At 61.3% G+C, this 23,218-nt stretch carries 25 protein-coding genes; 14 read left to right on the top strand and 11 right to left on the bottom strand.

Going from position 1 to position 23,218, the window contains the following annotated elements; genetic code table 11:
* Positions 1 to 39 precede the first annotated feature (39 nt).
* Together M3A49_RS06975 and M3A49_RS06980 are read right to left on the bottom strand one after the other, a co-directional pair.
* Positions 40 to 642, bottom strand: a complete 603-nt coding sequence (locus M3A49_RS06975) for a DUF2867 domain-containing protein (RefSeq protein ID WP_254354513.1) — start codon at positions 640 to 642, stop codon at positions 40 to 42.
* Positions 643 to 677: 35 nt separating this feature from the next.
* The gene (locus M3A49_RS06980) at positions 678 to 965 is read right to left on the bottom strand and encodes a DUF1330 domain-containing protein (protein ID WP_254354512.1); all 288 of its coding nucleotides are present in this window, start codon (positions 963 to 965) and stop codon (positions 678 to 680) included.
* A gap of 557 nt (positions 966 to 1,522) precedes the next feature.
* Here M3A49_RS06980 and M3A49_RS06985 point away from each other — a divergent pair.
* Together M3A49_RS06985 and M3A49_RS06990 are read left to right on the top strand one after the other, a co-directional pair.
* Positions 1,523 to 2,254, top strand: a complete 732-nt coding sequence (locus tag M3A49_RS06985) for an alpha/beta hydrolase (RefSeq protein ID WP_266228036.1) — start codon at positions 1,523 to 1,525, stop codon at positions 2,252 to 2,254.
* The gene (locus M3A49_RS06990) at positions 2,255 to 2,599 is read left to right on the top strand and encodes a hypothetical protein (protein WP_254354511.1); all 345 of its coding nucleotides are present in this window, start codon (positions 2,255 to 2,257) and stop codon (positions 2,597 to 2,599) included. It abuts the gene before it with no gap.
* A 77-nt stretch (positions 2,600 to 2,676) separates the two neighbouring features.
* Here the strand turns inward: M3A49_RS06990 and M3A49_RS06995 are convergent, their stop codons facing one another.
* Positions 2,677 to 4,203, bottom strand: a complete 1,527-nt coding sequence (locus tag M3A49_RS06995; protein WP_266228037.1) for an FAD-dependent oxidoreductase — start codon at positions 4,201 to 4,203, stop codon at positions 2,677 to 2,679.
* Positions 4,204 to 4,533: 330 nt separating this feature from the next.
* Between M3A49_RS06995 and M3A49_RS07000 the strand changes: the two genes are divergently transcribed.
* The 3 genes from M3A49_RS07000 to M3A49_RS07010 are packed head-to-tail and all read left to right on the top strand — an operon-like array spanning position 4,534 to position 10,365.
* The gene (locus M3A49_RS07000; RefSeq protein ID WP_266228038.1) at positions 4,534 to 6,111 is read left to right on the top strand and encodes an efflux transporter outer membrane subunit; all 1,578 of its coding nucleotides are present in this window, start codon (positions 4,534 to 4,536) and stop codon (positions 6,109 to 6,111) included.
* 37 nt (positions 6,112 to 6,148) lie between these two features.
* The gene (locus tag M3A49_RS07005; protein WP_266228039.1) at positions 6,149 to 7,300 is read left to right on the top strand and encodes an efflux RND transporter periplasmic adaptor subunit; all 1,152 of its coding nucleotides are present in this window, start codon (positions 6,149 to 6,151) and stop codon (positions 7,298 to 7,300) included.
* A gap of 11 nt (positions 7,301 to 7,311) precedes the next feature.
* A complete protein-coding gene (locus M3A49_RS07010) occupies positions 7,312 to 10,365 on the top strand; it encodes an efflux RND transporter permease subunit (protein ID WP_254354508.1) in 3,054 nt (1,017 codons plus the stop codon).
* Between the two features lie 15 nt (positions 10,366 to 10,380).
* Here the strand turns inward: M3A49_RS07010 and M3A49_RS07015 are convergent, their stop codons facing one another.
* Positions 10,381 to 10,545, bottom strand: a complete 165-nt coding sequence (locus M3A49_RS07015) for an FmdB family zinc ribbon protein (RefSeq protein ID WP_028208948.1) — start codon at positions 10,543 to 10,545, stop codon at positions 10,381 to 10,383.
* Between the two features lie 494 nt (positions 10,546 to 11,039).
* Here M3A49_RS07015 and M3A49_RS07020 point away from each other — a divergent pair, with 494 nt between their 5' ends.
* Positions 11,040 to 11,243: a hypothetical protein gene (locus M3A49_RS07020; RefSeq protein WP_233888910.1), complete on the top strand. Its 204-nt coding sequence runs from the start codon at positions 11,040 to 11,042 to the stop codon at positions 11,241 to 11,243.
* 68 nt (positions 11,244 to 11,311) lie between these two features.
* On the opposite strand, the gene M3A49_RS07025 is transcribed toward M3A49_RS07020, so the two are convergent.
* Positions 11,312 to 12,196 carry a LysR family transcriptional regulator gene (locus tag M3A49_RS07025; RefSeq protein WP_266228041.1) on the bottom strand — a complete coding sequence of 295 codons (885 nt, stop codon included), beginning with the start codon at positions 12,194 to 12,196 and terminating at the stop codon, positions 11,312 to 11,314.
* A gap of 130 nt (positions 12,197 to 12,326) precedes the next feature.
* Between M3A49_RS07025 and argC the strand changes: the two genes are divergently transcribed.
* Entirely contained in the window at positions 12,327 to 13,256 is a 930-nt protein-coding gene (gene argC / locus M3A49_RS07030; protein WP_266228042.1) for an N-acetyl-gamma-glutamyl-phosphate reductase, read from the top strand.
* Between the two features lie 259 nt (positions 13,257 to 13,515).
* On the opposite strand, the gene M3A49_RS07035 is transcribed toward argC, so the two are convergent.
* Positions 13,516 to 14,046: a GNAT family N-acetyltransferase gene (locus M3A49_RS07035; RefSeq protein WP_266228043.1), complete on the bottom strand. Its 531-nt coding sequence runs from the start codon at positions 14,044 to 14,046 to the stop codon at positions 13,516 to 13,518.
* Between the two features lie 478 nt (positions 14,047 to 14,524).
* On the opposite strand from M3A49_RS07035, the gene M3A49_RS07040 reads away from it, so the two are divergent.
* The 4 genes from M3A49_RS07040 to rpsU all read left to right on the top strand — a co-directional run bounded on the left by M3A49_RS07040 (position 14,525) and on the right by rpsU (position 16,334).
* The gene (locus tag M3A49_RS07040) at positions 14,525 to 14,728 is read left to right on the top strand and encodes a cold-shock protein (protein WP_028208954.1); all 204 of its coding nucleotides are present in this window, start codon (positions 14,525 to 14,527) and stop codon (positions 14,726 to 14,728) included.
* Positions 14,729 to 15,004: 276 nt separating this feature from the next.
* Positions 15,005 to 15,229, top strand: a complete 225-nt coding sequence (locus M3A49_RS07045) for a hypothetical protein (RefSeq protein ID WP_254354504.1) — start codon at positions 15,005 to 15,007, stop codon at positions 15,227 to 15,229.
* A 514-nt stretch (positions 15,230 to 15,743) separates the two neighbouring features.
* Positions 15,744 to 16,010, top strand: coding sequence for a translation initiation factor IF-1 (gene infA / locus M3A49_RS07050; protein ID WP_081772082.1), 267 nt, complete (start codon positions 15,744 to 15,746; stop codon positions 16,008 to 16,010).
* 111 nt (positions 16,011 to 16,121) lie between these two features.
* Positions 16,122 to 16,334, top strand: coding sequence for a 30S ribosomal protein S21 (gene rpsU, locus M3A49_RS07055; protein ID WP_081772083.1), 213 nt, complete (start codon positions 16,122 to 16,124; stop codon positions 16,332 to 16,334).
* Between the two features lie 234 nt (positions 16,335 to 16,568).
* On the opposite strand, the gene M3A49_RS07060 is transcribed toward rpsU, so the two are convergent.
* The 5 genes from M3A49_RS07060 to M3A49_RS07080 form a co-directional block, all read right to left on the bottom strand.
* On the bottom strand, positions 16,569 to 16,973 hold the full coding sequence (locus tag M3A49_RS07060; RefSeq protein ID WP_254354503.1) for a RidA family protein: 405 nt from the start codon (positions 16,971 to 16,973) through the stop codon (positions 16,569 to 16,571).
* A complete protein-coding gene (locus tag M3A49_RS07065) occupies positions 16,963 to 18,099 on the bottom strand; it encodes a DSD1 family PLP-dependent enzyme (protein ID WP_266228044.1) in 1,137 nt (378 codons plus the stop codon). Before M3A49_RS07065 ends, M3A49_RS07060 begins: the two co-directional genes overlap by 11 nt.
* Positions 18,100 to 18,103: 4 nt before the next feature.
* Entirely contained in the window at positions 18,104 to 18,781 is a 678-nt protein-coding gene (locus tag M3A49_RS07070; RefSeq protein WP_266228046.1) for an HAD-IA family hydrolase, read from the bottom strand.
* 82 nt (positions 18,782 to 18,863) lie between these two features.
* Positions 18,864 to 19,805 carry a LysR family transcriptional regulator gene (locus tag M3A49_RS07075; protein ID WP_266228048.1) on the bottom strand — a complete coding sequence of 314 codons (942 nt, stop codon included), beginning with the start codon at positions 19,803 to 19,805 and terminating at the stop codon, positions 18,864 to 18,866.
* Positions 19,806 to 19,890: 85 nt separating this feature from the next.
* Positions 19,891 to 20,568, bottom strand: a complete 678-nt coding sequence (locus M3A49_RS07080; protein WP_266228049.1) for a TetR/AcrR family transcriptional regulator — start codon at positions 20,566 to 20,568, stop codon at positions 19,891 to 19,893.
* Positions 20,569 to 20,766: 198 nt separating this feature from the next.
* Here M3A49_RS07080 and M3A49_RS07085 point away from each other — a divergent pair, with 198 nt between their 5' ends.
* Genes M3A49_RS07085 through M3A49_RS07095 form a run of 3 tightly spaced genes read left to right on the top strand, consistent with a single transcriptional unit; the run spans position 20,767 to position 23,216 of the window.
* A complete protein-coding gene (locus M3A49_RS07085; protein ID WP_254354498.1) occupies positions 20,767 to 21,177 on the top strand; it encodes a Zn-ribbon domain-containing OB-fold protein in 411 nt (136 codons plus the stop codon).
* Entirely contained in the window at positions 21,087 to 22,346 is a 1,260-nt protein-coding gene (locus M3A49_RS07090) for a thiolase family protein (protein WP_254354602.1), read from the top strand. Before M3A49_RS07085 ends, M3A49_RS07090 begins: the two co-directional genes overlap by 91 nt.
* A 3-nt stretch (positions 22,347 to 22,349) precedes the next feature.
* Positions 22,350 to 23,216: an FAD binding domain-containing protein gene (locus tag M3A49_RS07095; RefSeq protein WP_254354497.1), complete on the top strand. Its 867-nt coding sequence runs from the start codon at positions 22,350 to 22,352 to the stop codon at positions 23,214 to 23,216.
* The last annotated feature ends 2 nt before the right edge of the window (positions 23,217 to 23,218 follow it).

Raw genomic sequence — 23,218 nt, forward strand, 5'->3', positions numbered from 1 at the left:
GCGCTTGACCTGCATGGCGTTCGGAGACACGTTGTCGCGTCAATTGACCGCCCGTTGCAGCATCGAGCGAGACAGGCGCTTATGAAATGGCATGATGACGAACAAGTAGACTCGTCCAAGGAGATTGTTGATTTTAACCAACGTTGAGATCGTCACTTCCGATCCCTTCGGACTCGGTTGAATGCTTATCCAGATCCTAAAATCCAGATGCTTGTCGTTACCACCAACGACGACTTCAGTGCCCGTACTTGAGATAATCGGAAACACGTCGATTTTCCCCAGCCCGCGATCGCTAAAGTCAATACCTGCCTTTAGTCCGAACGGCGCCACGATTTCGTTACGCAAGGCCATCAGACATCGGACCATGTGTGGCGGATCGGCGAACACGGCGCGCGCTGCTTGTTCGGCGTCGACGTAGGTTCGATCCGCCAGACCGGAATAACCATCGGCGAAATCAATGTGCGTCAATCCCGACGCACGAATTGCCGCCGTCGGCGTGGGAATCAGCAAGACTTTGTTTGTCATGAGTACCCCAGGTGAAATTTCCAGTGTGGGAATCCATGTCGCGTAGCGCCTGAAATGCACTGCCGCATGCTGCAAGGCACACAGACGCGCAGTCGTGCCGCGTGAGTCATAGGTCAAAGCCCGGCTCCGCGGGCCGAACGTCGTGCCTTTTGTCACACGCCTTCGACAAGAACCGCGCGATAGCGCGCACCCTTGAACCGGTGCTGCGCGACTTCCTGATACGCCGGGCTGTCGTACCACGCACGTGCGGCCGCAGTCGACGGAAACTCCACTATCACGACGCCCTCTGGCGCTTCGCCCTCAAGAACCTGTTGAGGTCCGTAGGCCGCGAGAATCTTGACCGGATGACCCTTGAAGGTCTCGCCCACCTTGCTTTGGTAGATGTCGAGTTCACTCTGATCCTGCGTGCTTTCCTTCGTGAAGACAATATAAGTCGCCATTGCGTCGCTCCTCAGGTTGTGTGAAGGTCCGCACGATGATGCCATGAAACCGCATCGGGCCTCGATACGCAGTGTCGGTGCGGATGTCGCCCCATCACTGGGCGAGAGAACCACCCGATCCTCGCAAACAGAGGTTCGCGAGGCGATCCTGGAGGCGGCGTTCCCCACCCGACTGGCGGCATCGCCATGGCTGGTTAAACGTACAGTCTCGCAAGCCCCGGGGGGAAAGGTTAGACTGATTAATCCGATGTCTACGCGGAGCACACCATGGTCACGAGGACGGTCCGCCGTGCATTGTCTGGCTTGGCTTCCGCGTTTACGCCAATGCCCAAAGCAGGGCAACGGACCGCGCGCACCTTGAAATCCGCGCAGCAACATGCCGATGAAGCCTGGAAACGCACGATGAATGGAGGCGGTATCGTCTCGCATCGGAAGATTCCAAAGCCGTGAACTGCGGAATGTAGAAGCCGTTCGAGGCGATGAACGTCGCCGGGATGCCCAGGAGGAATGGCGCTACGTTTAGCCTTCGCGGATCGGTCCTTTTGGAAGGCGTTGCCATGTTGCAGGAACGTTTTCTCTACTTTCCTGAGAAGGTTGCAATCGAGGACGTCGTCTCCGAACGACTTGTGACCTGGCCGACTACGGAGGCGTTCCGAGGCCTCGTTGGCGAACCGCCCGGAACCGTGCGCGGCACGGCCATTGTCTTTCATGGCAATGCGGGGCACGTAGGGCACCGGTCCTTCTATGCCTCAGCGCTCAACCGGCTGGGACTGCGCGTGATTCTCGCCGAATATCCGGGCTATGGGCCACGCGAAGGCTCGCCAAACGAAGCATGTCTGATCGTCGATGCGCAAGAGACCATCGGGCTTGCGCATCGTCTCTACGGCGCCCCTTTGCTGCTTGTCGGGGAGTCGCTCGGAGCGGGCGTGGCCGCAGCGGCCGGCTCGCGCGAGCGCGACAAGGTCGCCGGCCTGATGCTCATTACGCCATGGGATAAGCTCGAGCACGTCGCCGCCTTCCACTACCCATGGGCGCCCGTGAAGTGGCTGATGCATGACCGATACGACAGCGTGACCCACCTGGCGGCGTTCGGCCAACCCGTTCTCGTCGTGGTGGCCGAACGCGACAGCATCGTCCCGGCGCGCTTCGGCGAAGCGCTACACAGCGCGCTGCCCGGTCCGAAACAGCTGAAGATCGTGGAGGCGGCTGAGCATAACGACTGGATTGGCCATGTCGACGATAGCTGGTGGCGGGAGGCGATCGGCTTCCTGCGCGCGCCTGACCAATAGATGAGATCCCGCTCCGTCCCGCCCAGGGGTGAACGCTTCTATGTCCTCGATGCGAAGAACAGGCCTGTCGAGGTGTTCGACCGCAGCGAGTGGTCTCGCTGGATGGCGGAGAACGAATTGATCTTTCGCCGTACGTTGCTCGAAGAGTCCGGCGTGACAGTCACGACGCGCTTTCGCGGTGTGGCCGACGCGGGGGGTGGGGAACCCGCGCTGTTCGTGACGCGAATCGCCGGAATGGAAGTGCGCGACGACAACGAGAGCTATGGCGCCAGCACGCTCGAAGCGGCGCTCGCGCGGCACGAACGCATCGTTCGGAAGATCCTTAGGAGTCTGACCGGGCAGTGACTGGTGCATAAATTCACGGCAGGCCACTGCGAACGATCGCAGACTGGCAAGGAAACCGTTTGCGATTCGTTCCGGCGTCAACGCAAGTCGCGTTCCATTTCGACTTCTGCCCGCAGACTCTCTGTATCGCGATAAATAGAGGCTACGGCGACGACCCGTCCGTCTCGCTTGTAGCGCAGGAAACAGTCGCGTCCTGCAATATCGCCGTCAACCGAAATCTCGTCCCAGCTGTCCGCGTGCCCGAGATAGTTGATCGGGACATCGTAGTGCTGGCTCCAGAAGAATGGCACGGCGTCGAACTTCTCATGTCCGCCAATCAGGTTCATCGCCGCCGTTTGTCCCTGGCGCTGCGCGACGACCCAGTGCTCCACGCGAATCGCCGTGCCACTGTGCGGATCGGGCCAGCGAGCGATGTCGCCGGCAGCGAAGACGCCAGGCGCGCTGGTCTGCAGGCAGGCGTCGACCACTACGCCGCGGTCGATTGCGAGGCCGGCTTGCTCGGCCAGTGCCAGTCGCGGCCGCACGCCGACGCCGACCACCACCAGATCGGCCTCCAGGTTGCCGCCTGCTTTGAGCGATACCTGCTGCGTATCGATCGCGCTGGCGGTGTTCCCGAGGTGGAAGACGACGCCGTGTTCTTCATGCAACCGCTGCACAAATTCACCCATCTGGGGCCCCAGCACACGCTCCATCGGACGCTGCTCCGGCGCCACGACGTGGACTTCGAGTCCACGCGCGCGCAACGACGCCGCCACTTCCAGTCCGATGAAGCTAGCTCCGATGACAACCGCGCGCCGCGAGTTCGCTGCGCGAGCGATGATCGCGCGGCAGTCGGCCAATGTGCGAAGGGTATGCACATGCGGCAAATCCATGCCGGGGATAGGCAAGCGAACCGCTTCGGCTCCCGTGGCCAAAAGCAGGCGGTCGTAGGGGACCTTGCCCCCATCCGCGAGTTCCACTTCCTGCGCGGCGACGTGAAGACGCACGACGCCGGCGTTGAGCCGCAGATCGATGCGCTGATCTGCGTAAAAGGCATCATCCCGAAGCGGCATCCACTCCTCGGGCGCGCTGCCGGCCAGATAGTCTTTGGAGAGGTTGGGCCGGTCCACCGGCGGCGCCTCGTCGTCGCTCAGCATCGTGAGGCTGCCCGCGTAGCCGAGGCGCCGCAGACGCTCGGCAGCAGCGAAACCTGCAGCCCCTGCGCCGACGATCACGATCTTCTGTGGCGCTCCGGCCGGCGAGGTCACGGAACCCGCGGGCAGCGCTTTTTTGTGCAGTACGACAACCTTGTCGCCCCGGATCTCCGTAGACCAGCACGCGACAGGGCTGAGCGCAGGAGCCCGCAGCGCTTCCCCCGTGCGCAGGCTGAAGCACGCGTGATGCCATGGGCACCGTACCGTGTCCCCGACGATCAACCCTTCGGCGAGCGGGCCGTGGTAGTGAGTACAGGCAGCGTCGATAGCGAAGAATTCAGCACCGAGCCGTGCAATCAGCACCGCGTCATCACCGACGTGTCCTGACATCAGGCCAGCTTCGCCGAGAGATTCGATGGGCACGCCTCGTGCCAGATCGGGACCGCTTTCGTTCGATGCCTCACCACTCATGTCGACCTCCACGGGTCCGTGACGCAGCCCATGCACCACCACCAGCGTCCTGGGCAGAGGCCGCCACTTCCCATGTTAGTCCAGGTTGATCAGAACACCGCCACCGGCGGCAACCACAAACAGCACCTGGCATCGGGAGATATCAGTCCGCTTTCGGAACCCTTTCGGTCATCCGAAAGCTTCGGGACTCCGCCATTCGGCTGGCACCTGCGGTGAGGCGCGGGCCCCCGGGAAGTCCGTTCGCGGGTCGCGTGAACATGTTGTGGCATGATTTCAAACTCTGCCTCTGCCGTTTCGTTCGTATTCCGCGCAGTGAAACAAGGTGGATCGATGATCGATGACGTCAACCACGGTTTCAGTCGCAGCCGCTCGCACTGGCATTCGCGCAGTGCGTCTCGCCGCCATGCAGCCTGCGAGACGGTTCCGCGTGCTGCATGGGTCACTGTCCTGATCGCCTTGTCCGGCTGCATGGTCGGCCCGGATTACCATACGCCCGCGCCGCCCGCTACCGGCACTTACACATCCACGCCGCTACCCGATCAAACCGCCTCGGCGCCGGGCGCATCGGGTGTCCCGCAACAGTTCGTGGCCGGCCAGGACATTCCCGCCCAGTGGTGGACGCTCTTTCATTGCGAGCCGCTCGACGCGCTGATCCGCGAAGCGCTTGACAACAGTCCCAACGTTGCCGCGGCGCAGGCGGCGCTCAGGCAGGCCGGCGAGAATCTTCGTGCGCAAATGGGCACCACGCTCTATCCGTCCGTCGATGCGAAGGCCAATGCGACGCGCGAGAAGTTCAACGGCGTCACGTTCGGCGAGCCGCAGCTCACGGAACTGCTGAACCTCTATAACGCATCGGTGAGCGTGTCGTACAACCTCGATGTGTTCGGAGGCGGAAGGCGCGAGCTCGAATCGTTGCGCTCGCAGGTCGATTACCAGGGCTTTCAGCTGCAGGCTGCGTATCTCGCGTTGTCCGCGAACATCGTGACGGCGGCCATCAAGGAAGCCTCGCTGCGGGAGCAGATCGAAGCGACCGCGCGCATCGCCGACGACGAAGACGCACAGCTCCGCATCATGCGCCAGCAGCTCGAGCTGGGCGGCGTGAGCCGCCCAGCGGTACTTGCGCAGGAAACGCTGGTGGCGCAGACGCGCGCGACATTGCCGCCGTTGCACCAGTCGCTCGACCAGACGCGTCACCAGCTCGCGGTCCTCGCGGGCAAGCCGCCGAGCGATACGGACGTGCCCGAGTTCAGGATGTCGATGTTCACGCTGCCGCAAACGTTGCCCGTCAGCGTGCCGTCTTCGCTCGTGCGGCAGCGCCCCGACATTCTCGCCGCCGACGCCACGCTGCATCAGGCGAGCGCCCAGGTCGGCGTGGCGACGGCGAACATGTATCCGCAGCTCACGCTCTCCGCGAGTTACGGCCCGCAGGCGCTGACACCCGCAGGCCTTCTCAAGTACGCCGACATGATCTGGAGCATCGGCGCAGGCATCACGCAGCCGATCTTTCACGGCGGCCAGTTGAGCGCGCAAAAGCGCGCGGCAGAAGCCGCATTCGACGAGGCCAACGCGCAATACCGTCAAACGGTGCTGCTCGCATTCCAGAACGTCGCTGATACGTTACGGGCGCTAGAGCACGATGCAACCGGCCTGAGCGCGCAGACGCAAGCATGGCGTGCTGCCAGCGATTCGCTCGACCTGACGCGCGGCCAGTTTCACATCGGCGGCGTCAGCTATCTGGCGCTGCTCGATGCACAGCGTCAATACCAGCAGACCGTCGTGAATCTCGCGCAGGCGCAGGCCGCGCGCTATGCGGACACGGCGGCGCTGTTTCAGGCGCTCGGCGGCGGCTGGTGGAACGACACGGCGACGAGCCAGGCAGACCAGCCCACGCCGGCTACGCCGAAATGAATCCTTGTGCAATGGCCGCCCCTGCCAGGACATGACGATGACGACGAAAAGACCGATGGCAAAGCGGATGATCATCATGCTGATCTGCGTGGGCATGCTGCTCGGCGCGCTGGTCGGCTTCAATCTGTTCAGGGCGCACATGATCCGGAAGTTCATGGCGAGCAACGCCGCGCCGGCCGCCACCGTCACGGCCGCTATCGCAAGCTATCAGACATGGCAGCCGCAGCTTGCCGCAGTGGGCAGCCTGCGCGCGGTGCGCGGCGTCGACGTGACGACGGAAGTGGCCGGGCTCGTGCGCGAGATCGCGTTCAACTCGGGCCAGGAGGTGAAGACAGGCCAGGTGCTCGTGCGCCTGAACGACGATTCGGACCGCGCGCAGCTCGCGTCGCTGCAAGCAGCGGCGGACCTTGCGCAAACGGTCTACAAGCGCGACAAGGCGCAGTTCGACATTCAGGCGATTGCGAGGGCGCAGCTCGATGCCGACGCCGCCGACCTCAAGAGTAAACGAGCCCAGGTCGATCAACAGGCCGCCCTCGTCGTAAAGAAGACGATTCGCGCACCGTTCGCGGGACGCGTCGGTATCACGACGGTCAACCCCGGCCAGTACCTCAATCCGGGTGACGCCATCGTCACGCTGCAAGCCATCGACCCGATCTACGCCGACTTCTTTCTGCCGCAGCAGCAGCTCGGCCAATTGCAGGTTGGCCAGACCATCGTCGTCGATACGGATGCGTTCGGCAACCGCACGTTCGACGGCAAGATCCGCTCGATCAATCCGCGCGTGGACAGCACCACGCGCAACGTCCAGATCGAGGCGACCGTCGACAATCGCGAGCGCAAGCTGCTGCCCGGCATGTATGCGAACGTGAAGATCGATGCGGGCGGAGCGCAGCGCTATCTGACCTTGCCGCAAACGGCGATCACCTACAACCCGTATGGCGCGACTCTGTTCGTCGTGAAGCCCGGCGAACAAAAGAATGCACAAGGCAAGATCATGCCCGTCGCGCAACAGGTGTTCGTCACGCCGGGGCCGACGCGCGGCGACCAGGTCGCGATTCTCAAGGGCATCAGCGAAGGCGCGCAGGTCGTGACGAGCGGCCAGTTGAAGCTGAAAAACGGCACGCCCCTCGTGATCGACAACCGCGTGCTGCCTGCGAACAGCCCGAACCCGACGCCCCAGGAACAATAGAAGAGCGCGCGATGAAATTCACCGACATCTTCATTGAACGGCCGGTCCTCGCATCGGTGGTGAGTCTGCTGATACTCGTGCTCGGCTTGCGCTCGCTGGCGGCGCTGAAGGTCAGCGAGTATCCGCAAACCGAAAACGGCGTGGTGACGATCACCACCGCGTACTATGGCGCGAGCGCCGACACGATGGCCGGATTCATCACGCAGCCGCTCGAAGCCGCGATCGCACAGGCACAAGGTATCGACTACATGTCGTCGACGAGCACCACGGGCGTCTCGACGATCACCGCGACGCTGCGGCTCAATTACGACTCCAATCGCGCGCTCACAGAGATCAACACGCAGATCGCATCGGTGCGCAACCAGTTGCCGCCGCAGGCGCAACAGCCCGTGCTGACCGTGCAAGTGGGTCAAACCACCGACGCGATGTACATGGGTTTTTACAGCGACGTGCTGCCGAGCAACAACGTCACGGATTATCTGCTGCGTGTCGTGAAGCCGAAGCTCGATTCGGTCCAGGGCGTGCAGACGGCGGAAGTTCTCGGCGGCCGTCAGTTCGCGCTGCGCGCATGGCTCGACTCGGGCAGGCTCGCCGCACACAACGTGACGGCCGCCGACGTCTTCACGGCGCTCGGCAACAACAACTATCTGGCGACGCTCGGCACGACCAAAGGCCAGATGATCAGCGTCGACCTGAATGCGGGCACCGACCTGCATTCCGTCGAGGACTTCAAGAAACTCGTCGTCACGCAGAAGAACGGCGCGATCGTGCGCCTCGAAGACGTCGCGAACGTCGTGCTCGGCGCGGACAATTACGACTTCAACGTCGCGTTCAGCGGCAAGCGATCGGTGTTCATCGGCATCAAGGTGGCGCCCGATGCGAACGTGCTCGATGTCGCGAAGCGCGTGAAAACGATCTTCCCGGATCTGCAGAAGCAGTTCCCGACGGGCATGACGGGCGACATCGTCTACGACGCGACCGACTTCATCAACACGGCGATCGCAGAAGTGGTGAAGACGCTCGTCGAGGCGCTGCTGATCGTGACTGTCGTGATCTTCCTTTTCCTTGGCAGTCTGCGCGCAGTGATCGTGCCCGTGATCGCGATGCCGCTCTCGCTGATCGGCACGTTCTTCGTGATGCAGGTGCTCGGCTATTCGATCAATCTGCTGACACTGCTTGCGCTCGTGCTCGCCATCGGCCTCGTCGTCGACGATGCGATCATCGTGGTCGAGAACGTCGACCGGCATATGAAAGAGGAGGGCAGGCAGCCTTTCGACGCCGCACTGATCGCGGCGCGCGAACTCGGCGGCCCGATTCTCGCGATGACGGTCGTGCTGATCGCCGTGTACGTGCCGATCGGCTTTCAGGGCGGACTGACCGGCGCGCTTTTCACCGAGTTCGCGTTCACGCTGGCGGGCGCCGTCACCGTGTCGGGCGTGATCGCGCTGACGCTTTCGCCGATGATGTGCTCGCGCTTTTTCCGCATGGACCAGCAGTCGGGCCGCTTCGCACGCTTCGTCGACCGGCAGTTCGAACGTGTGCATCACGGCTACCGGCGTCTGTTGCATGCGTTGCTCGACACGTGGCACGTGTTCGTCGTGATGGGCGCGCTGCTCCTGTGCGGCACCGTCTATCTCTTCATGACGTCGCAATCGGAGCTTGCGCCTCAGGAGGACCAGGGCATCGTTCTGTCCCAGGTCCTGGGGCCGCCGAACGCGACGATCCAGCAGATGCAGACCTACGCGGATCAGGTCTTCGAAATCTCGAAGCAGTTGCCGGAATACGCGCAGATGTTCCAGCTCACGGGCGTGCCGACGCTGAACCAGGGCATCGGTGGCGTGCTCTTCAAGACGTGGGACAAGCGCAAGAAGGGCGCGACGCAATTACAGCAGGAGTTGCAGCAGAAGTGGAACGGCATCGCGGGCGCGCGTGTCGCCGCATTTCAGTTTCCGCCCCTGCCGGGCGCGCAAGGACTGCCCGTGCAATTCGTCATCAGCACGACGGAGCCGTTCGAGAACCTCAACGAAGTGTCGCAAGCCGTGCTGCAAAAGGCGCGCGAAAGCGGCATGTTCTTCTTCGTCGACAGCGATCTGAAGATCGACAAGCCGGAAAGCGTGTTGCTCGTGGACCGCGACAAAGTCGCTTCGCTCGGCCTGACGCAAAGCGATGTCGGGCAGACGCTGGGCGCGGCGCTCGGCGGGAACTTCGTCAACTACTTTTCGATTGCTGGCCGCTCGTACAAGGTGATTCCGCAGGTGCTGCAAACGGACCGGCTGAACCCGTCGCAAGTGCTCGATTATTACCTGCGCACGCCCAATGGCAGTGTGATTCCCGCATCGACGGTCACGCATCTGAAACGCAACGTCGTGCCTGAGTCGATCAATCACTTCCAGCAGCTTAATTCGGCCACGATTTCCGGCGTGCTCGCGCCGGGCATCTCGCAGGGCGAAGTGCTCGACTTCCTGCGCAAGGCCACCACCGACGTCGCACCGGCGGGATACACGGCCGATTATTCGGGTTTGTCGCGACAGTTCGTGCAGGAGTCTGGCGGCTTCGTGACCACGCTGCTGTTGGCGACGATCATCGTGTTTCTCGCGCTCGCCGCTCAGTTCGAGAGCTTTCGCGATCCGGTCGTGATTCTCGTGTCGGTGCCGATGGCGCTGTTCGGCGCGCTGATCTTCATCAACGTGGGACTCACGACGCTCAACATTTACACGCAAGTGGGCCTCGTTACGCTGATGGGCCTCGTCAGCAAGCACGGCATTCTGATCGTGCAGTTCGCGAATGAACTGCAACGCATGGGGCGCGGCAAGCGCGAAGCACTCGAAGAAGCGGCTGGCGTGCGCTTGCGGCCGATCCTGATGACGACGGCGGCGATGGTGCTGGGCGTCGTGCCGCTCGTGATCGCATCGGGTGCGGGTGCGGCCGGCCGCAACGCGATGGGACTCGTGATCTTCACGGGGATGTCGATCGGCACGCTGTTCACACTGTTCGTCGTGCCCGCGATGTATATGTTCCTCGCCGCGGACCATCATCGTGACAGGGAGCATCCGGAGCAGACCTGAGCAACCGAACAGATCTCAGGACTTTCTGGATGTTTTCGCCACAAATGGTGTGGGAATGTGCTGAACCTTCTCGCTGCCACACTTGGGGCAAGGCGGATGAGCGGATTCATGTTCAGCAAGATGCTCGGCATGCTCGAACATCTCACCGCATTTCTCGCACCTGTACTGGTAAGTCGGCATGGTATTCCTCTAACGAGAATCCGGGCGATAACCCATTCTAGTGCAGGAAATGGGAGCGCTCTTCGGTGTCAGCCCGAGCCGCCAGCTAGTGCTTGCGATGCATCCAGCTCATATGGTGCGTGTCGAGCCACTGGTTCAGGCTCTCTGCCGGGTGTTCGCGCCTGTAGCGACGGGACAGGGCCATGGCAACGACAACGAGGACTACAAGGCCAACCCAAAAACTGATCATTGACTGAGTCATGGCAGCCTCCTTCGGGAATGCAACCATGCTTGAATTCTAGTGCCGAGACGGCGGAATTTGCCCCGAAAGTTGTTGCGGGGCAGGGGCAGCAGGGCCGTACCCCACGCGCGTCTCCCGAACTTTGCCTCGTAACTGGGAACCGTGATGGCGATTTATGTAGTGCTTGCACAATTCACCGCCGAGCGCGTAACCGATGCGCCCTCGTTGCGCTGCGCGGGCGACGCCAGCGGTGGTTTTCTATCGAGGAGGTCAAATGAACACCAAGGACAAAGGCAACGTGCGTGCATTCGTGCAGACGGCAGAACAGATCGGCGGATGGGTGTGGGTTATCTCGCTCGTCGACTTCGATGCGCGCGAAGTGCGGCGCTCGCTCGTAGCCGAAGAACCCTTCGCCACGGAGCGCGCGGCGAAAGACGCGGGTAACGCTCGTCTCGAAGCGCTCGCACACGATCAGTAGCCGCGCAGGGAGAGCCCCTATGGGCGTTTGAATTCGCCGGACTGCCAGGGAGCGGCAATTGGCAACGCCTACGCCAATCGCAAATCCCACAACACATCAAGTACGTGTTGCGCGGAACGCTCGACGTACCCCGCACGATGTGCAATACCGAGCCGTCGCCACAACGCTGGACGCAGCGCACGCATGACAATGCGCTTATCGGGTAATGGCGTAGTGGCCTCGTGGGGCAACAGCGCTGCGCCGTAACCTGCCGCTACCAGACTCTTGATCGCGTCGTTGTAGTTGAGCTGAATGCGCGGCGCAGGATGCTGCCCACCGGTTGCGAACCACTCCGCAGTCAGACGCGAGAGACGCGTGGTCGCGTCATTGAGAATGAGAGGTTGGGCGGCGAGCCATTCAGGGGTAACGCGGGCCGGACACCGCCAATGCGCCGGCAAAAAGGCCATCACAGGGTCGCGGCGCCAAGGCTTTATCACGAGCCCGGCCACCGGGGGCTGAGGCAGCGCGACCAGCCCGACATCCAGCGTTCCATCCAGCAGCCGGGACAGGGTTTCTTGCGAAGTCAGCACTGCAATCTGAATGTCGATGGCGGGATGGTGCTCGCGCAGGACCTCGAGCGCTTGCGGCAGCAGGTGTGCGATCACGCCCGTGGACGCGCCGAGACGCGCACGCCCTTCGAGCCCCTCAACCTGGCGTTGAACATCGTCTAACGCCTGCTCCGCGTCGGCCAGCAGTCGGCGCGCGCGCTCCACCAGCACCTCGCCGATAGACGTCGGCCCCACATGTCCGCGCTTGCGTGACAGGAGGGGAGCCCCAATGCGGTCTTCGAGTTCGGCGATGTGCAGGCTGACCGTTGGCGGCGCCAGGTGCAGGGCACGCGCCGCATCGGCAAATGAACCACGGTCGGTAACGGCGACCAGAGTGCGCAAGCGGTCCAGGCTGATCTCTCGCATGACGGCGTCCAGATTCAGAAAAACTGAATGTTTGCGTTATGAAATTCAACTTTCTCTATTCTAGCCGTCCGCGCAACATAGGGGCTCGTTTTTACCTGTTACAACCCACAGTCAGCGGAGTCATCCACGTATGAGCTCTCCCGTAGTTTTCATCGACGGCGACCAAGGCACCACCGGGCTGCAAATCCACGACCGGCTGCGCAACCGGATGGACATCAGAGTGTTCACACTTGCCGCTGCTGAGCGCAAAGATTCGCGGCGTCGCGCAGAAGCCATCAACGCCTGCGACATCGCCATCCTCTGTTTGCCGGATGCCGCCGCGCGCGAGGCAGTGGGCGCCATTGCCAATCCTGCCGTCCGGGTTATCGACGCAAGCTCCGCCCACCGCATACAGCGGGACTGGACCTACGGTTTTCCGGAAATGACGCCGGGGCAGGCTGAGCGAATTGCAAACGCACGTCGGGTCACCAATCCTGGTTGCTATCCGACCGGTGCAGTTGGCCTGCTGCGTCCGTTGGTGCAGGCCGGGCTCATACCGGGCAATTACCCGATCAGCATTCATGCGGTATCCGGCTACTCCGGACGCGGGCGTGCCGGCGTGGAGGAACACGAGGGGCCGGGAGCCGGCAACGCGCCTTCATACCAGGTCTATGGCCTGGAACTCGCGCACAAGCACACGCCGGAGATCCAGCAACACGCCTCGCTTGCGCAGCGTCCCATTTTCGTCCCTGCGTACGGAGCGTTCCGTCAGGGCATCGTGCTGACGGTGCCGCTGGCGCTGCGGCTGCTGGCGCCCGGCGTGGATGGCGCCACGTTACACGCATGCCTCGCACGCCACTATGCCGAGGCAACTCACGTACGCGTCTTGCCGCTGCACGAATCGAGCGCCTTAAAACACCTGGATCCACAAGTGCTGAATGGTACGAACGACATGCACTTAAGCGTATTTCATGACGTCGAACACGAGCACGTCCTGCTGTCCGCGGTTTTCGATAATCTTGGCAAAGGCGCATCCGGGGCTGCGGTTCAGAACCTGAACCTCATGCTCACGCGGCAATAGTGGCCGATGGCTCGAGCTAACGTTCGGCCGCCCCATATGCTGGCAACGGTTGCCAGTCTGGCCGTGGCCGTCGAATGTCTCATGCTGGCCGACGACTGCCCGATGTGGTCGGGCACGAACTCACCTGTGGTGAAAAGAACGGACAGGCGTTCGTCCCATACGACCGGCTGCGCTTCGGATACGACTACGTCATGTCGATCCATGAGCAAGATTTGGCGACCCGGATACCGGCCGTTCGCAAGGGAAGTCGCACTGGCAGTCAGCCACCGCTCTTCCATTCCATTTTCTGCACGTTGATGCCGGGCTGATTGGCTAGCGCTTCTCGTTCGGGCAAGAACTGGAAGCCATGTCGGCGATAGAGACCTACAGCGCAGGTGTTGTCTGGCGAGACTCTCAACACGACTCTTTGCTGTCCGCGTTCGATCGCACGCGCCTGGATTGCGTTGACCAGGCGACCTGCAATTCCCAAGCCTCGGCACTTCGAGTGAACCCACATGGCAATCAGGTTGTATTCGCGCGAGCGGCTTATCGCGTCGCCGATAAGACCGACTGCTTGCCCTTGCACTATGGCTACCAGATATTGCGGTTGCGTCTGACCTGAAGCACATTTGCGCCATTGCTGCTCGCTATACGCGGCCGCGGTGGCGTAACTCAGGCCGAATGCCGTTGGGCTGTCAAGCAGCGCGGCCAGGAAGACCGTCTTCAAGGTTTGCCAGTCGTCTTCCGCGGTCGGGCGAATTAGAACAGGGCTCGACTCTGTGCGATGGCGAGCGTTAACGATTGCTTTCATCAGGCTTTCTACGTGATTCGTTCAATCGGACCGAATGATGTGGCGGGCAGAAAGGGAAAACGGCTCGGCTCGATCGCACCTGCCGTTGATTAACGACCGCTATCGCCAAACCTGAATGTCTATGGCGGCCGGGTTTTGCCAGAGGGCCGCGGATTCGATCAAGCGAACGCGGTGGTGGCATTTTCATGCAGTGCCGGCCCGCCACCTCTGTCCAACCTGTACGCCATGGCTGGCAAGGGGGCGCAGCCGGGCACCCCCGCATCGCTTAGCCTGCAGAACGGGCGCGTGGTGAAGCAGTTACAAGATAAGTCTTGACGCCAATCCACCCGGCGGGTACTCTGCTGCACGAAGTTCAAGAAGTTCGATTGCTGTTCATCAATTGCTCGCTCCTCAGCGGTATTCGTGTCCTTTCCCTCCTTGAAGCTTCACGCACTCTTTAATAGAGCAAATCTTCCTATTTTTTCCTCAAGGATTCTTCATGGAAACCGGCACCGTTAAGTGGTTCAACGACAGCAAAGGCTTCGGCTTCATCACCCCGGACAAGGGCGGCGACGACCTGTTCGCTCACTTCTCCGAAATCAGGAGCGATGGCTTCAAGACGCTGGCTGAAAATCAGAAGGTGAGCTTCGAAACGAAGCAAGGCCCGAAGGGGCTGCAAGCGGCTAACATCAAGCCGCTGTAAAGTTGAAGGGCCCGGCATCCCGATGGATGCCGGGTTGCAGCGACACCCTCGCGGAGTTTAGTCTCCCTCAGTTGGCGCGATCACTCCTGATTGGCATCTGTTTATTGAGCAGCTTGCCAGGCGCCATACGCCTCGTTGCACCTCATTCTCCCCTCTGGCCTCAACGCCATTTTTCGCTCTTCGACTGCGTCAGTATTCGGCTCGAATCGCTTTGAATCGGCGCACCCGTGCACTTTTCGCACGGCACGAGCGCACTCAACTATGATTAAAATTAAAATGCAAAACAAACAAATGCAACAATACAACGGCTATGCCGTCGAATCCTCGGCACATCGTTTGCCTGACGGAAGCTTCTCATCCAACCTGCTGCTCGAACGCATCGATAGCGCGCGAGACGAAGGCCGCTACTGGTTCTATTCGCTCGAGTACTTCAAGAGTGAAGAGCAGGCATTGCAGCACTCGACCCTGTGGGCACGCGACTGGATCGATATGCGCGGTTAAAAACGACGCCACAGTTCGCAACCCCCAACTCATCTGAGCGCCAGGGCGGGTGCAACAACACGTGCCCAAACATCACGCATTATCCCGAACCGCGTATCGTCGGCACCCACGGCTGACACCGTCCCCTCCTTCTGGCCCCGCCGAAAGTGGCAGGGCAAATGGCGACCTTCGGTTACAATGCAGGGTTAGTTCGCTTCGCACAGCATTAAAAGACGCGAGTTGATTAGTCGCGAACTTTCCTTTGATTGATAGTCCAGTGAGGCCGGCGATACCGTGCTCGCTGGACTGCACGCCCCGGCTCGCATCGGTATTGCGAGCCGCCGCGTCTGCCCCATCCCCTGCGTACCTGATTCGCCGTCCGACAAGGCGGTGTCCATGACCTCCTGGACGCAGGGGCTGCCCAGCAATCTTCATGCTTCCCACTACCGCGCGAGCGCGCGTCGATCAACGCTCGCGACTTCTTCCTCACGGCGGCATCCGGGCCCACGTCCCGCCAATCGATCAGGAACCTTGAATGGCCAAAGAAGAACTGCTGGAACTCGACGGTATCGTTGAAGAAGTGCTGCCAGACAGCCGCTACCGCGTCACGCTCGACAATGGCGTGGTGGTAGGGGCGTACGCGTCCGGTCGTATTCGCAAGAACCACATTCGCATCCTTGCTGGCGATCGGGTAACGCTGGAACTTTCGGTGTACGACCTGACGAAAGGACGTATCAATTTTCGACATAAAGATGAGCGCAGCGGTCCCGCATCGCCAAGAACCGCATTTCGCCGTCGTTGATGGCGCGATACGCGAGCGTCGGCTGGCGTAGATTCTTGTCTGTACCACGACGCTGCGTGCCCATCTTCATCACTATTCGCCATTGCTGACGGATCTCAACCAGGGAAAAAAATGACTACCGTAATTCTGAAACCCGACGAGCCCGTGGACGTTGCATTACGCCGTTTTCGTCGCGCGATCGAGCGCACGGGGTTGATTCAGGAGCTTCGTGCCCGGACAGCCTATGAAAAACCTACCACAGAACGCAAGCGCAAAAAGGCTGCTGCAGTGGCACGCGTGCGCAAGCTGGTCAAACGGTCGTTGCCGCCGAAAAAACGCTACTGACCGGGAACGGCCAGGCAGCCATGCTGAAGCGGCCGCCTGGTGCCCAACTGGGTGTCTCGAAGAACCGCCGCATGGGGAACCGGTCATGCTCCGGGCCGAGTGGCCGGTTGAATCCGCCTTCACATACCGGCCACCCGATCGAGCCTGCCCAGTTAGTCACACTCGCGCCCGGAGGCCAGCTTCCCGGCCGGCTCCCGCGATTCCGTGCCATGAGCACAAGCAACCACAAGCAACCTACAGCACTGCCGTCGCTTCGATCTCGATCTTGAAGCCGAAGTGGAGCGGCCCCGTCGGCACAATTGTGCGTGCCGGCCGCGTCTCGCCCGCCCAATCCGCGTAGATCTGATTGAAACTCGGCCAATGCTCGATATCGTCGAGATAGACGCGAACCTGTACCAATTGCGCGATGCTGCTGCCTGCGCCTTCTAGCGCGACCTTGAGATTCGCCAGCACCTGCTCTGCCTGCACCTCGAACGACGCGTCCGTCAGCTTTTGGCCCTGCGCGTCGATCGGCAACTGACCGGACACGAATACCAGTCCGTTTGCGATCGCCACGTGACTATAGTGGCCCCCCGGGGGACGCAGGTTCACCGGGTTTTCCGTGCGCGGCAATCGCGTGCCCGATTCGTTACCAGCCATGAAAGCGGCTCCATACGGTTGTATCGCCATCTGCGGATAGCGCGTGATACTCCGGGAACTGCGTACCCGTCGCGCAGGCATGATTGGGCAGGATACGCAGCTTCGTTCCGATCGGAAAGCGTGTCGCCAGGCTCGTTGTTTGCTGAATCTCATGAGCGGGCGACAGAATGCCGTGCTCCTGGTTTGCGCCGCTCAAAACCCAGTCGGTCAAAGGCGTGCCATCGAGGCTGCAGGGCAGACCATATCCGAAATCTTCCGTCTGCCGCGACGTCCCGCGGTCGCGGCTCATCGCCATCCAGCCTGCGTCCACAATCACCCAGTCTTTTTCCGGCTGATGGCCGATGACCGTCGTGAGCACGCTCAAAGCGATGTCATCGGCTGAGCATACGCCGATGTTGCGCATCACGAGATCAAAAAAGACGTAAACACCCGCGCGCACCTCGGATACGCCATCGAGTTTCCCGGCGGACAACGCGGTGGGTGTCGAACCGACGCTCACCGCGTCACAAGGGAGGCCCGCGTCACGCAGCCGTAGCGCTGCGCGAACACAGCCCGAGCGTTCCTGCTCGGCGAGCGCAGACAGCGCGTCAGGCGTGTGAAGCTCGTAGCTGGATCCCGCGTGCGTCATCACGCCGCCAAGCTTGACGCCGCTGTCGTGCAGGATGCGCCCGACCTCCAGCAACGCATCCTGCTCCGGTGCGATCCCTGAGCGATGCCCATCTGTATCCACCTCGATCCAGACTTCGAAGGCTTCCTGCCGTCCGGCGCAAAACTTCGCAACCTCCACCGCTGCGCGCGTGTTATCCACCACCAGCTTCAGATCGCAGCCCCGTTGTCTGAGCGCCATCGCTCTTGGCAGCTTCGACGGCGCGATACTGACCGCATAGAGAATATCGGTCACGCCAGCCGCAAAGAACGCTTCCGCTTCTTTCAGCGTCGATACCGTGATGCCGTTCGCGCCGGCCGCCAATTGCGCCCGCACGACCTCCAGACATTTGGTCGTTTTCACGTGCGGGCGAAACCTCACGCCGAGCGCGTTCATGCGCGACTGCATGCGCGCAATATTCCTGTTCATCCGCGGGATATCGACCAGCGCCGCAGGGGTATCGAGTTCATCAAGTTTCATGATTTCAGACGGGCAGGTTGTTGTGCGTCGAAGCGTCAAACCGGCTACACCAGGGCACAAGTGCTTCCAGTGTCGGCGCCTCGATTTCAGGAGGCGGCGCACCTTCTACCAATGGCAGGGCAACCCTGTTGTGCCAATAAGTCCGCAAGCCGACCGAGGCGGTGCCGAACATGTCGTAGCTCGATCCGGCGACGAAGACGGCCTCCGAAGGCGTCACGCCGAGCACGTCGAGCGCCAGGCGATAGGGCGTCGGGTCGGGTTTGTAGGTTCCGGCTTCTTCGGCGGTGATCACCGCATCCCATTTGACGGGAATGATTCCTGCCGCCTGGCGGCCAAGTCGTATCGAGCAGTTGGTTACGATGGCGATCTGGCAATGCGATTGAAGTTGTTGCAACGCCTCGACAGCACCGCTCCACGGGGTCAGCTGAAGCCAGTCTGCCTCAAGCGCGAGTGCGGCGGATTCGGGCAAGCCCACGTGCGCCGCGGATTCCTTTACCAGCTGTTCGTAAGCGACATAGCGCCCGCACCCGTAGGTTAGACGCAAATACTCGGCGCGCCACGCACGCCCCGCCTGTTCCGAGCCTGCGCAACGGTTCCAGAGCGTCCACGAGTCGAGCAGTGCAGTCAGGAGATCGAAGAGGACCGCCTTCGGATAGCCGGTCGGTACAGATGGATTGCTCATGAGCGAGGCCTCCATGCGGTTCGTTCATGGCATCAAGTATAGAGGTCGACCAGGCGCCGGGAATTCAGTCAGACGAAATCAATCATTCAGAAAGATTGAATGTCTTTCGAGGCGTCGTCTGGCTTCGCCACGGCGGCTGTGGCCGAAACTGTGCCTGCAGATATTGCATGAATTGCCGGGTGCGGGTGGGCAAGCCGGCGCGATTGTTGGTGAGCGCGATCACATCGGCGTCGTGCGTCTTCCATGCAGGGAGCAGTCGCACGAGGTTTCCCTTCGCGATATCGCCGGCAACGTCCCATTCCGAGCGGAGAATGACGCCGCGGCCCTCACACGCCCATTGGCGTATCACCTCGCCATCGTTACAGCTCAACTTCGACGACACGCGGATGCTGCGCGCCGTGCGGCCCTTGCGGAACCGCCAGAGCGATGCATCTTCGTTGTTCTCTCGCAGCACGATACATGGCAGTTGCGCCAGGTCGTCAGGGGTTTCCGGCTTCGGAAAGCGCTTCAGAAACGCGGGGGATGCACACACGAAACGTGCATTCGGCGCAATCGCGTAGCCGATCATATTGGACGCAGGCAGCTCGCCGATGTGAACCACGATGTCATAGCGGTCGGCCGACTCAATCAATGGTTGATCGGTGAGCGTCAACTCGATGTCGACGTCGGGGTTGCCTTGCTGGAAGCCGGATACGACGGAAGCGAGATAGCGCCGCCCGAAACCTAGTGGCGCGCGAACCCTCACGGTGCCGACGAGCCCGCCGCGGCGTGCGCGCAAATCCTCGAACAGCGTGTCGAACTGTGTCACCAGGCGCGCGCCGCGTTGACACAGCAGCATTCCCTCTTCCGTGAACCGTAAGCGGCGAGCGGTGCGGTCGACGAGACGGAGATCGAGTTTTCTTTCGATCTGCTGCAACCGCTGCGTGACCGCTGGCGGCGAAAGCCCAAGCTTTCTCGCTGCCGCAATGAGGCTGCCCGCTTCCTGTATGGTCAGCAGGAAGCGAATGTCATTGGAGTCGCTCATGTCGATCTCGTCGCAGTTGCGGCTGCGATTGTTGTCTGGTAGACCCCGCAGCGGGAGGGACGCGGCGCGATCGCTGCGATGCGATTCATTGCACGCGATATCGCGCCAGGAAAGTGCAAACGGCGCTCTCGACGATGCGTTCTACGTGATCGTCGGATAGGGCGTAATCGGTTTGCATCAGGCGAGGATAAAAAACGGTTTCGCCCAGCATGCCAATGAACTCTGCGCGTGCGAGCTGTACGTCGGCAACACGCATCTCGCCTTCGTCAACGCGCCTTTGCAACCAGGCGTCCGTAATATCGCTGAATAAATGCTTAGCAAGTTGAAAGCGGGCGCCCACGGCGGGAAAGTTTCGCACTTGCCCAATGATCAGGCGCATCGCGGAAATCAAACGCGGATCCGAAACGAGTTCGCAGAATGCGCGTCCAATTTCGCGCAGGCCGGGTTCGACATCGTCGGGCACGACGTGATCTTTCCAGCTTGAGAATAGCTGATGGATCAAATGGTCCACCGCTTCGACGAATAGCGTTTCCTTGCTGGGAAAATGTTTGTACAGGGTCGCGTATGACACTGTCGCGCGATCGCCAATGGAATCCATCGTGGCCGCGTCGTATCCGCTTTCCAGGAACGTTGCGATCGCAACCTCCAGGATCAGCGCGCGCTTTTCCCTGCTAACGCGCTGCTGATATCCCTCTACGCCGTCCTTCGAGGAAGCCTCTCCCCGCGAGATGGGCTTCTTTCTTCCTGCCTTCGCTATTTCCACTCACGAGCTCCAAAACTATCGGTCTGGAAGGCATTCTGCCCCCCGTTGGCAAAAATCGCCAGCAAGCGAGACTGCGGAACGTCTTTCGGAATCGGACGCATCGGCAGTGCCGGGTTTTCCCTACCTTTCTCGCTGCCGCTTAATACTATAGTGTAATACACACTACACCATGAAGCTCAAACAGAAATGGGAGCCAGCGTGAACGGTTTCAGACGATTAGGCACAGCCTCGGTTGTTAGAGGCGGGAAGGGCTGGTCATTACTCGGGGCGAAGTGCTCCGGTTGCGAAGCGCCAATCTATCCGGTACTCACCGTGTGCCCGCACTGCGGCGGTCGTGACTTCGTTGCGTTGCCGTTGCCGGCAATCGGCACCCTCTACTGCCACAGCGTGGTGCATATGGGACCAAGGGGCGTCGACACGCCCTATACCGTCGGTTATGTGGACTTTAGTGACGGCCTGAGGGTTTTCGGGCGCATCGAAATGGAGGTTGGCGCTGTCCAGACGGGGCAGCAACTCGAATTGCGAGTGAAACCAGCAAACAAACGAGCGAGCCAGTTCATCTACTTCTTTGCCGCGCCCGGCGAAGTTTCCGGGCAGGCAAGTTCATGAGCGTGACGAACGGTTTGAGGAGCGTGAGCGTCGTTGGCACAGGCATGGTTCGCTTTGGGCGTTTCCCGGAAGTGAGTCTTCCACAACTCGCCGCGCCAGCGGTCATCGAAGCACTTGACGAAGCTGGAATCGATCGATCGCGCATCGGCGCCATGTATTGCGGAACGGTATCCGGTGGTCCATTGGCCGCCCAACGTATCGCACGGGAGACGGGGCTGACCGGCATCGAAGCGGCGAATTTCGAAAATGCCTGCTCGTCGTCAGCGAGCGCATTTCGGCACGCCTGGCTCGCGATTGCCGCGGGGGCGGTGGATTGTGCCGTCGTGGTCGGAGCAGAGCAATTGACTCGTCTCGGGGGCGGCCCGCTTGACCTGGGCGATGAGGATGTCGAGGCGGCGAACGGATTGACGATGCCGGCGCTGTACGCAATGCGCGCACAGCGATACATGCACGAATTCGATTTATCGCCTCGCGATCTCGCGCAGATCGCGGTCAAGGCCAGGGCGAATGGTGCGCTCAACCCCTATGCACAGATCCGCAGCACCATTTCGGTGGATGAGGTGCTCGGCAGCCGACAGGTGGCCTCGCCGCTGACGTTGCATCAGTGCTGCCCGCTGGGCGACGGCGCATCGGCGGTGGTACTTGCGGCCTCCGGCCTTGCCATTGCGAATCGGCAAGGCGCCGTGACGATTCTTGCGTCCCATCTGACGTCGGGCCGTTACATGCAGGGAGGCAGGGATATGACGACTCCCGAGGTCACGATGCGTTGTGCGAACGAAACCTACGAATCCTGCGGCATCGGCCCTTCCGACATCGATCTCGTCGAGTGTCACGACGCCTTCACCATTGCCGAATTGCTGTACTACGAAGCACTGGGTTTTGCCCGCCACGGAGAGGGGGCGGGTTTGATCAGAGAAGGTCAAACGTCGCTGAACGGGCGGATTCCGTTCAACCCGTCCGGCGGTCTGCTCTGCAGGGGCCATCCGCTTGGCGCGTCAGGAATCGCGCAGATCGTCGAAATAACCCGTCAGTTGCAGGGTCGCTGCGGCGCACGGCAGGTAGCGAAAGACAAGTCGCGCGGTCCGCGAATCGGGCTGGCGCACATCACCGGCGGAGGTACCTACGGCTTCGATCACGGTGCCTGCGCAATACACATTCTTGGAAGGTGAGAAGTGAAATCAGCACCCTTTACCTGGCACCGCCCGGAAAGCGTGGCGCGTGCTGTCGAGCTGCTTGCCACGCTGGACAACGCACGCCTCATCGCTGGCGGGCAGACGCTGATGCCGATGCTGGCCATGCGTTACGCGTATGTGGACCATCTGATCGACTTGAACGCGATACCCGGCCTCAACGAGATAGCGTTGGAAGGCGGCGAGGTCTGCATCGGCGCACTGGTTCGCCAGCGGGATATCGAGCACTCTCCTCTGATTCATCAATACGCACCGCTGATGGTCGAGGCGTATCGATTGGTCGGCCATATTCAGACGCGAAATCGGGGCACTTTTGTCGGAAGCGTTTGCAACCTCGACCCGGCCTCGGAGCAGCCCGCACTCGCCGAAATCTTCAATGCGACCATCGTCGCTGTGGGACCCCGCGGAGAGCGGCGTATCCCATTTCATGAGTTCGCGTGCGGCTTCATGACGACTTCGATCGAATCGGACGAAATGGTGACGCAAATTCGCCTTCGCATCTGGAACGAGCCGCACGGATATGCGTTCGAGGAATTCGCGCGCAGGCATGGGGACTTCGCAATCGTCGGCGCCGCGGCCATGGTGTCCGTCGACGCAAATCGCGCTATCGGCCGTGCTGATGTCGTCCTGTGCGGGATGGGCGGCAAACCTTGTCGTCTGCAGCTTGACGACGTCCTCCAGGGGCTGCAGCCCAGCGACGGTCTCGCAAAGGTAGCAGCCAGCAGAGCAAGCTGGATTGATGCCATTGGCGACACGAGTGCCAGTGGCGCATATCGGAAACGCCTCGCGTGCACCGTGACCGAGCGTGCGCTTGGGCGCGCGTTCGCTCGCGCATTGAACGCAAGCTGAGG

Source organism: Paraburkholderia sp. CNPSo 3076 (assembly GCF_026343935.1).
Classification (GTDB): domain Bacteria; phylum Pseudomonadota; class Gammaproteobacteria; order Burkholderiales; family Burkholderiaceae; genus Paraburkholderia; species Paraburkholderia nodosa.

What these genes read in the sequence shown, in the direction of transcription:
- M3A49_RS06980 (WP_254354512.1), bottom strand. Translation starts at nt 965, where the DNA reads ATGGCGACTTATATTGTCTTCACGAAGGAAAGCACGCAGGATCAGAGT.
- M3A49_RS06985 (WP_266228036.1), top strand. Translation starts at nt 1,523, where the DNA reads ATGTTGCAGGAACGTTTTCTCTACTTTCCTGAGAAGGTTGCAATCGAG.
- M3A49_RS06990 (WP_254354511.1), top strand. Translation starts at nt 2,255, where the DNA reads ATGAGATCCCGCTCCGTCCCGCCCAGGGGTGAACGCTTCTATGTCCTC.
- M3A49_RS06995 (WP_266228037.1), bottom strand. Translation starts at nt 4,203, where the DNA reads ATGAGTGGTGAGGCATCGAACGAAAGCGGTCCCGATCTGGCACGAGGC.
- M3A49_RS07000 (WP_266228038.1), top strand. Translation starts at nt 4,534, where the DNA reads ATGATCGATGACGTCAACCACGGTTTCAGTCGCAGCCGCTCGCACTGG.
- M3A49_RS07005 (WP_266228039.1), top strand. Translation starts at nt 6,149, where the DNA reads ATGACGACGAAAAGACCGATGGCAAAGCGGATGATCATCATGCTGATC.
- M3A49_RS07010 (WP_254354508.1), top strand. Translation starts at nt 7,312, where the DNA reads ATGAAATTCACCGACATCTTCATTGAACGGCCGGTCCTCGCATCGGTG.
- M3A49_RS07015 (WP_028208948.1), bottom strand. Translation starts at nt 10,545, where the DNA reads ATGCCGACTTACCAGTACAGGTGCGAGAAATGCGGTGAGATGTTCGAG.
- M3A49_RS07020 (WP_233888910.1), top strand. Translation starts at nt 11,040, where the DNA reads ATGAACACCAAGGACAAAGGCAACGTGCGTGCATTCGTGCAGACGGCA.
- M3A49_RS07025 (WP_266228041.1), bottom strand. Translation starts at nt 12,196, where the DNA reads ATGCGAGAGATCAGCCTGGACCGCTTGCGCACTCTGGTCGCCGTTACC.
- argC (WP_266228042.1), top strand. Translation starts at nt 12,327, where the DNA reads ATGAGCTCTCCCGTAGTTTTCATCGACGGCGACCAAGGCACCACCGGG.
- M3A49_RS07035 (WP_266228043.1), bottom strand. Translation starts at nt 14,046, where the DNA reads ATGAAAGCAATCGTTAACGCTCGCCATCGCACAGAGTCGAGCCCTGTT.
- M3A49_RS07040 (WP_028208954.1), top strand. Translation starts at nt 14,525, where the DNA reads ATGGAAACCGGCACCGTTAAGTGGTTCAACGACAGCAAAGGCTTCGGC.
- M3A49_RS07045 (WP_254354504.1), top strand. Translation starts at nt 15,005, where the DNA reads ATGCAAAACAAACAAATGCAACAATACAACGGCTATGCCGTCGAATCC.
- infA (WP_081772082.1), top strand. Translation starts at nt 15,744, where the DNA reads ATGGCCAAAGAAGAACTGCTGGAACTCGACGGTATCGTTGAAGAAGTG.
- rpsU (WP_081772083.1), top strand. Translation starts at nt 16,122, where the DNA reads ATGACTACCGTAATTCTGAAACCCGACGAGCCCGTGGACGTTGCATTA.
- M3A49_RS07060 (WP_254354503.1), bottom strand. Translation starts at nt 16,973, where the DNA reads ATGGCTGGTAACGAATCGGGCACGCGATTGCCGCGCACGGAAAACCCG.
- M3A49_RS07065 (WP_266228044.1), bottom strand. Translation starts at nt 18,099, where the DNA reads ATGAAACTTGATGAACTCGATACCCCTGCGGCGCTGGTCGATATCCCG.
- M3A49_RS07070 (WP_266228046.1), bottom strand. Translation starts at nt 18,781, where the DNA reads ATGAGCAATCCATCTGTACCGACCGGCTATCCGAAGGCGGTCCTCTTC.
- M3A49_RS07075 (WP_266228048.1), bottom strand. Translation starts at nt 19,805, where the DNA reads ATGAGCGACTCCAATGACATTCGCTTCCTGCTGACCATACAGGAAGCG.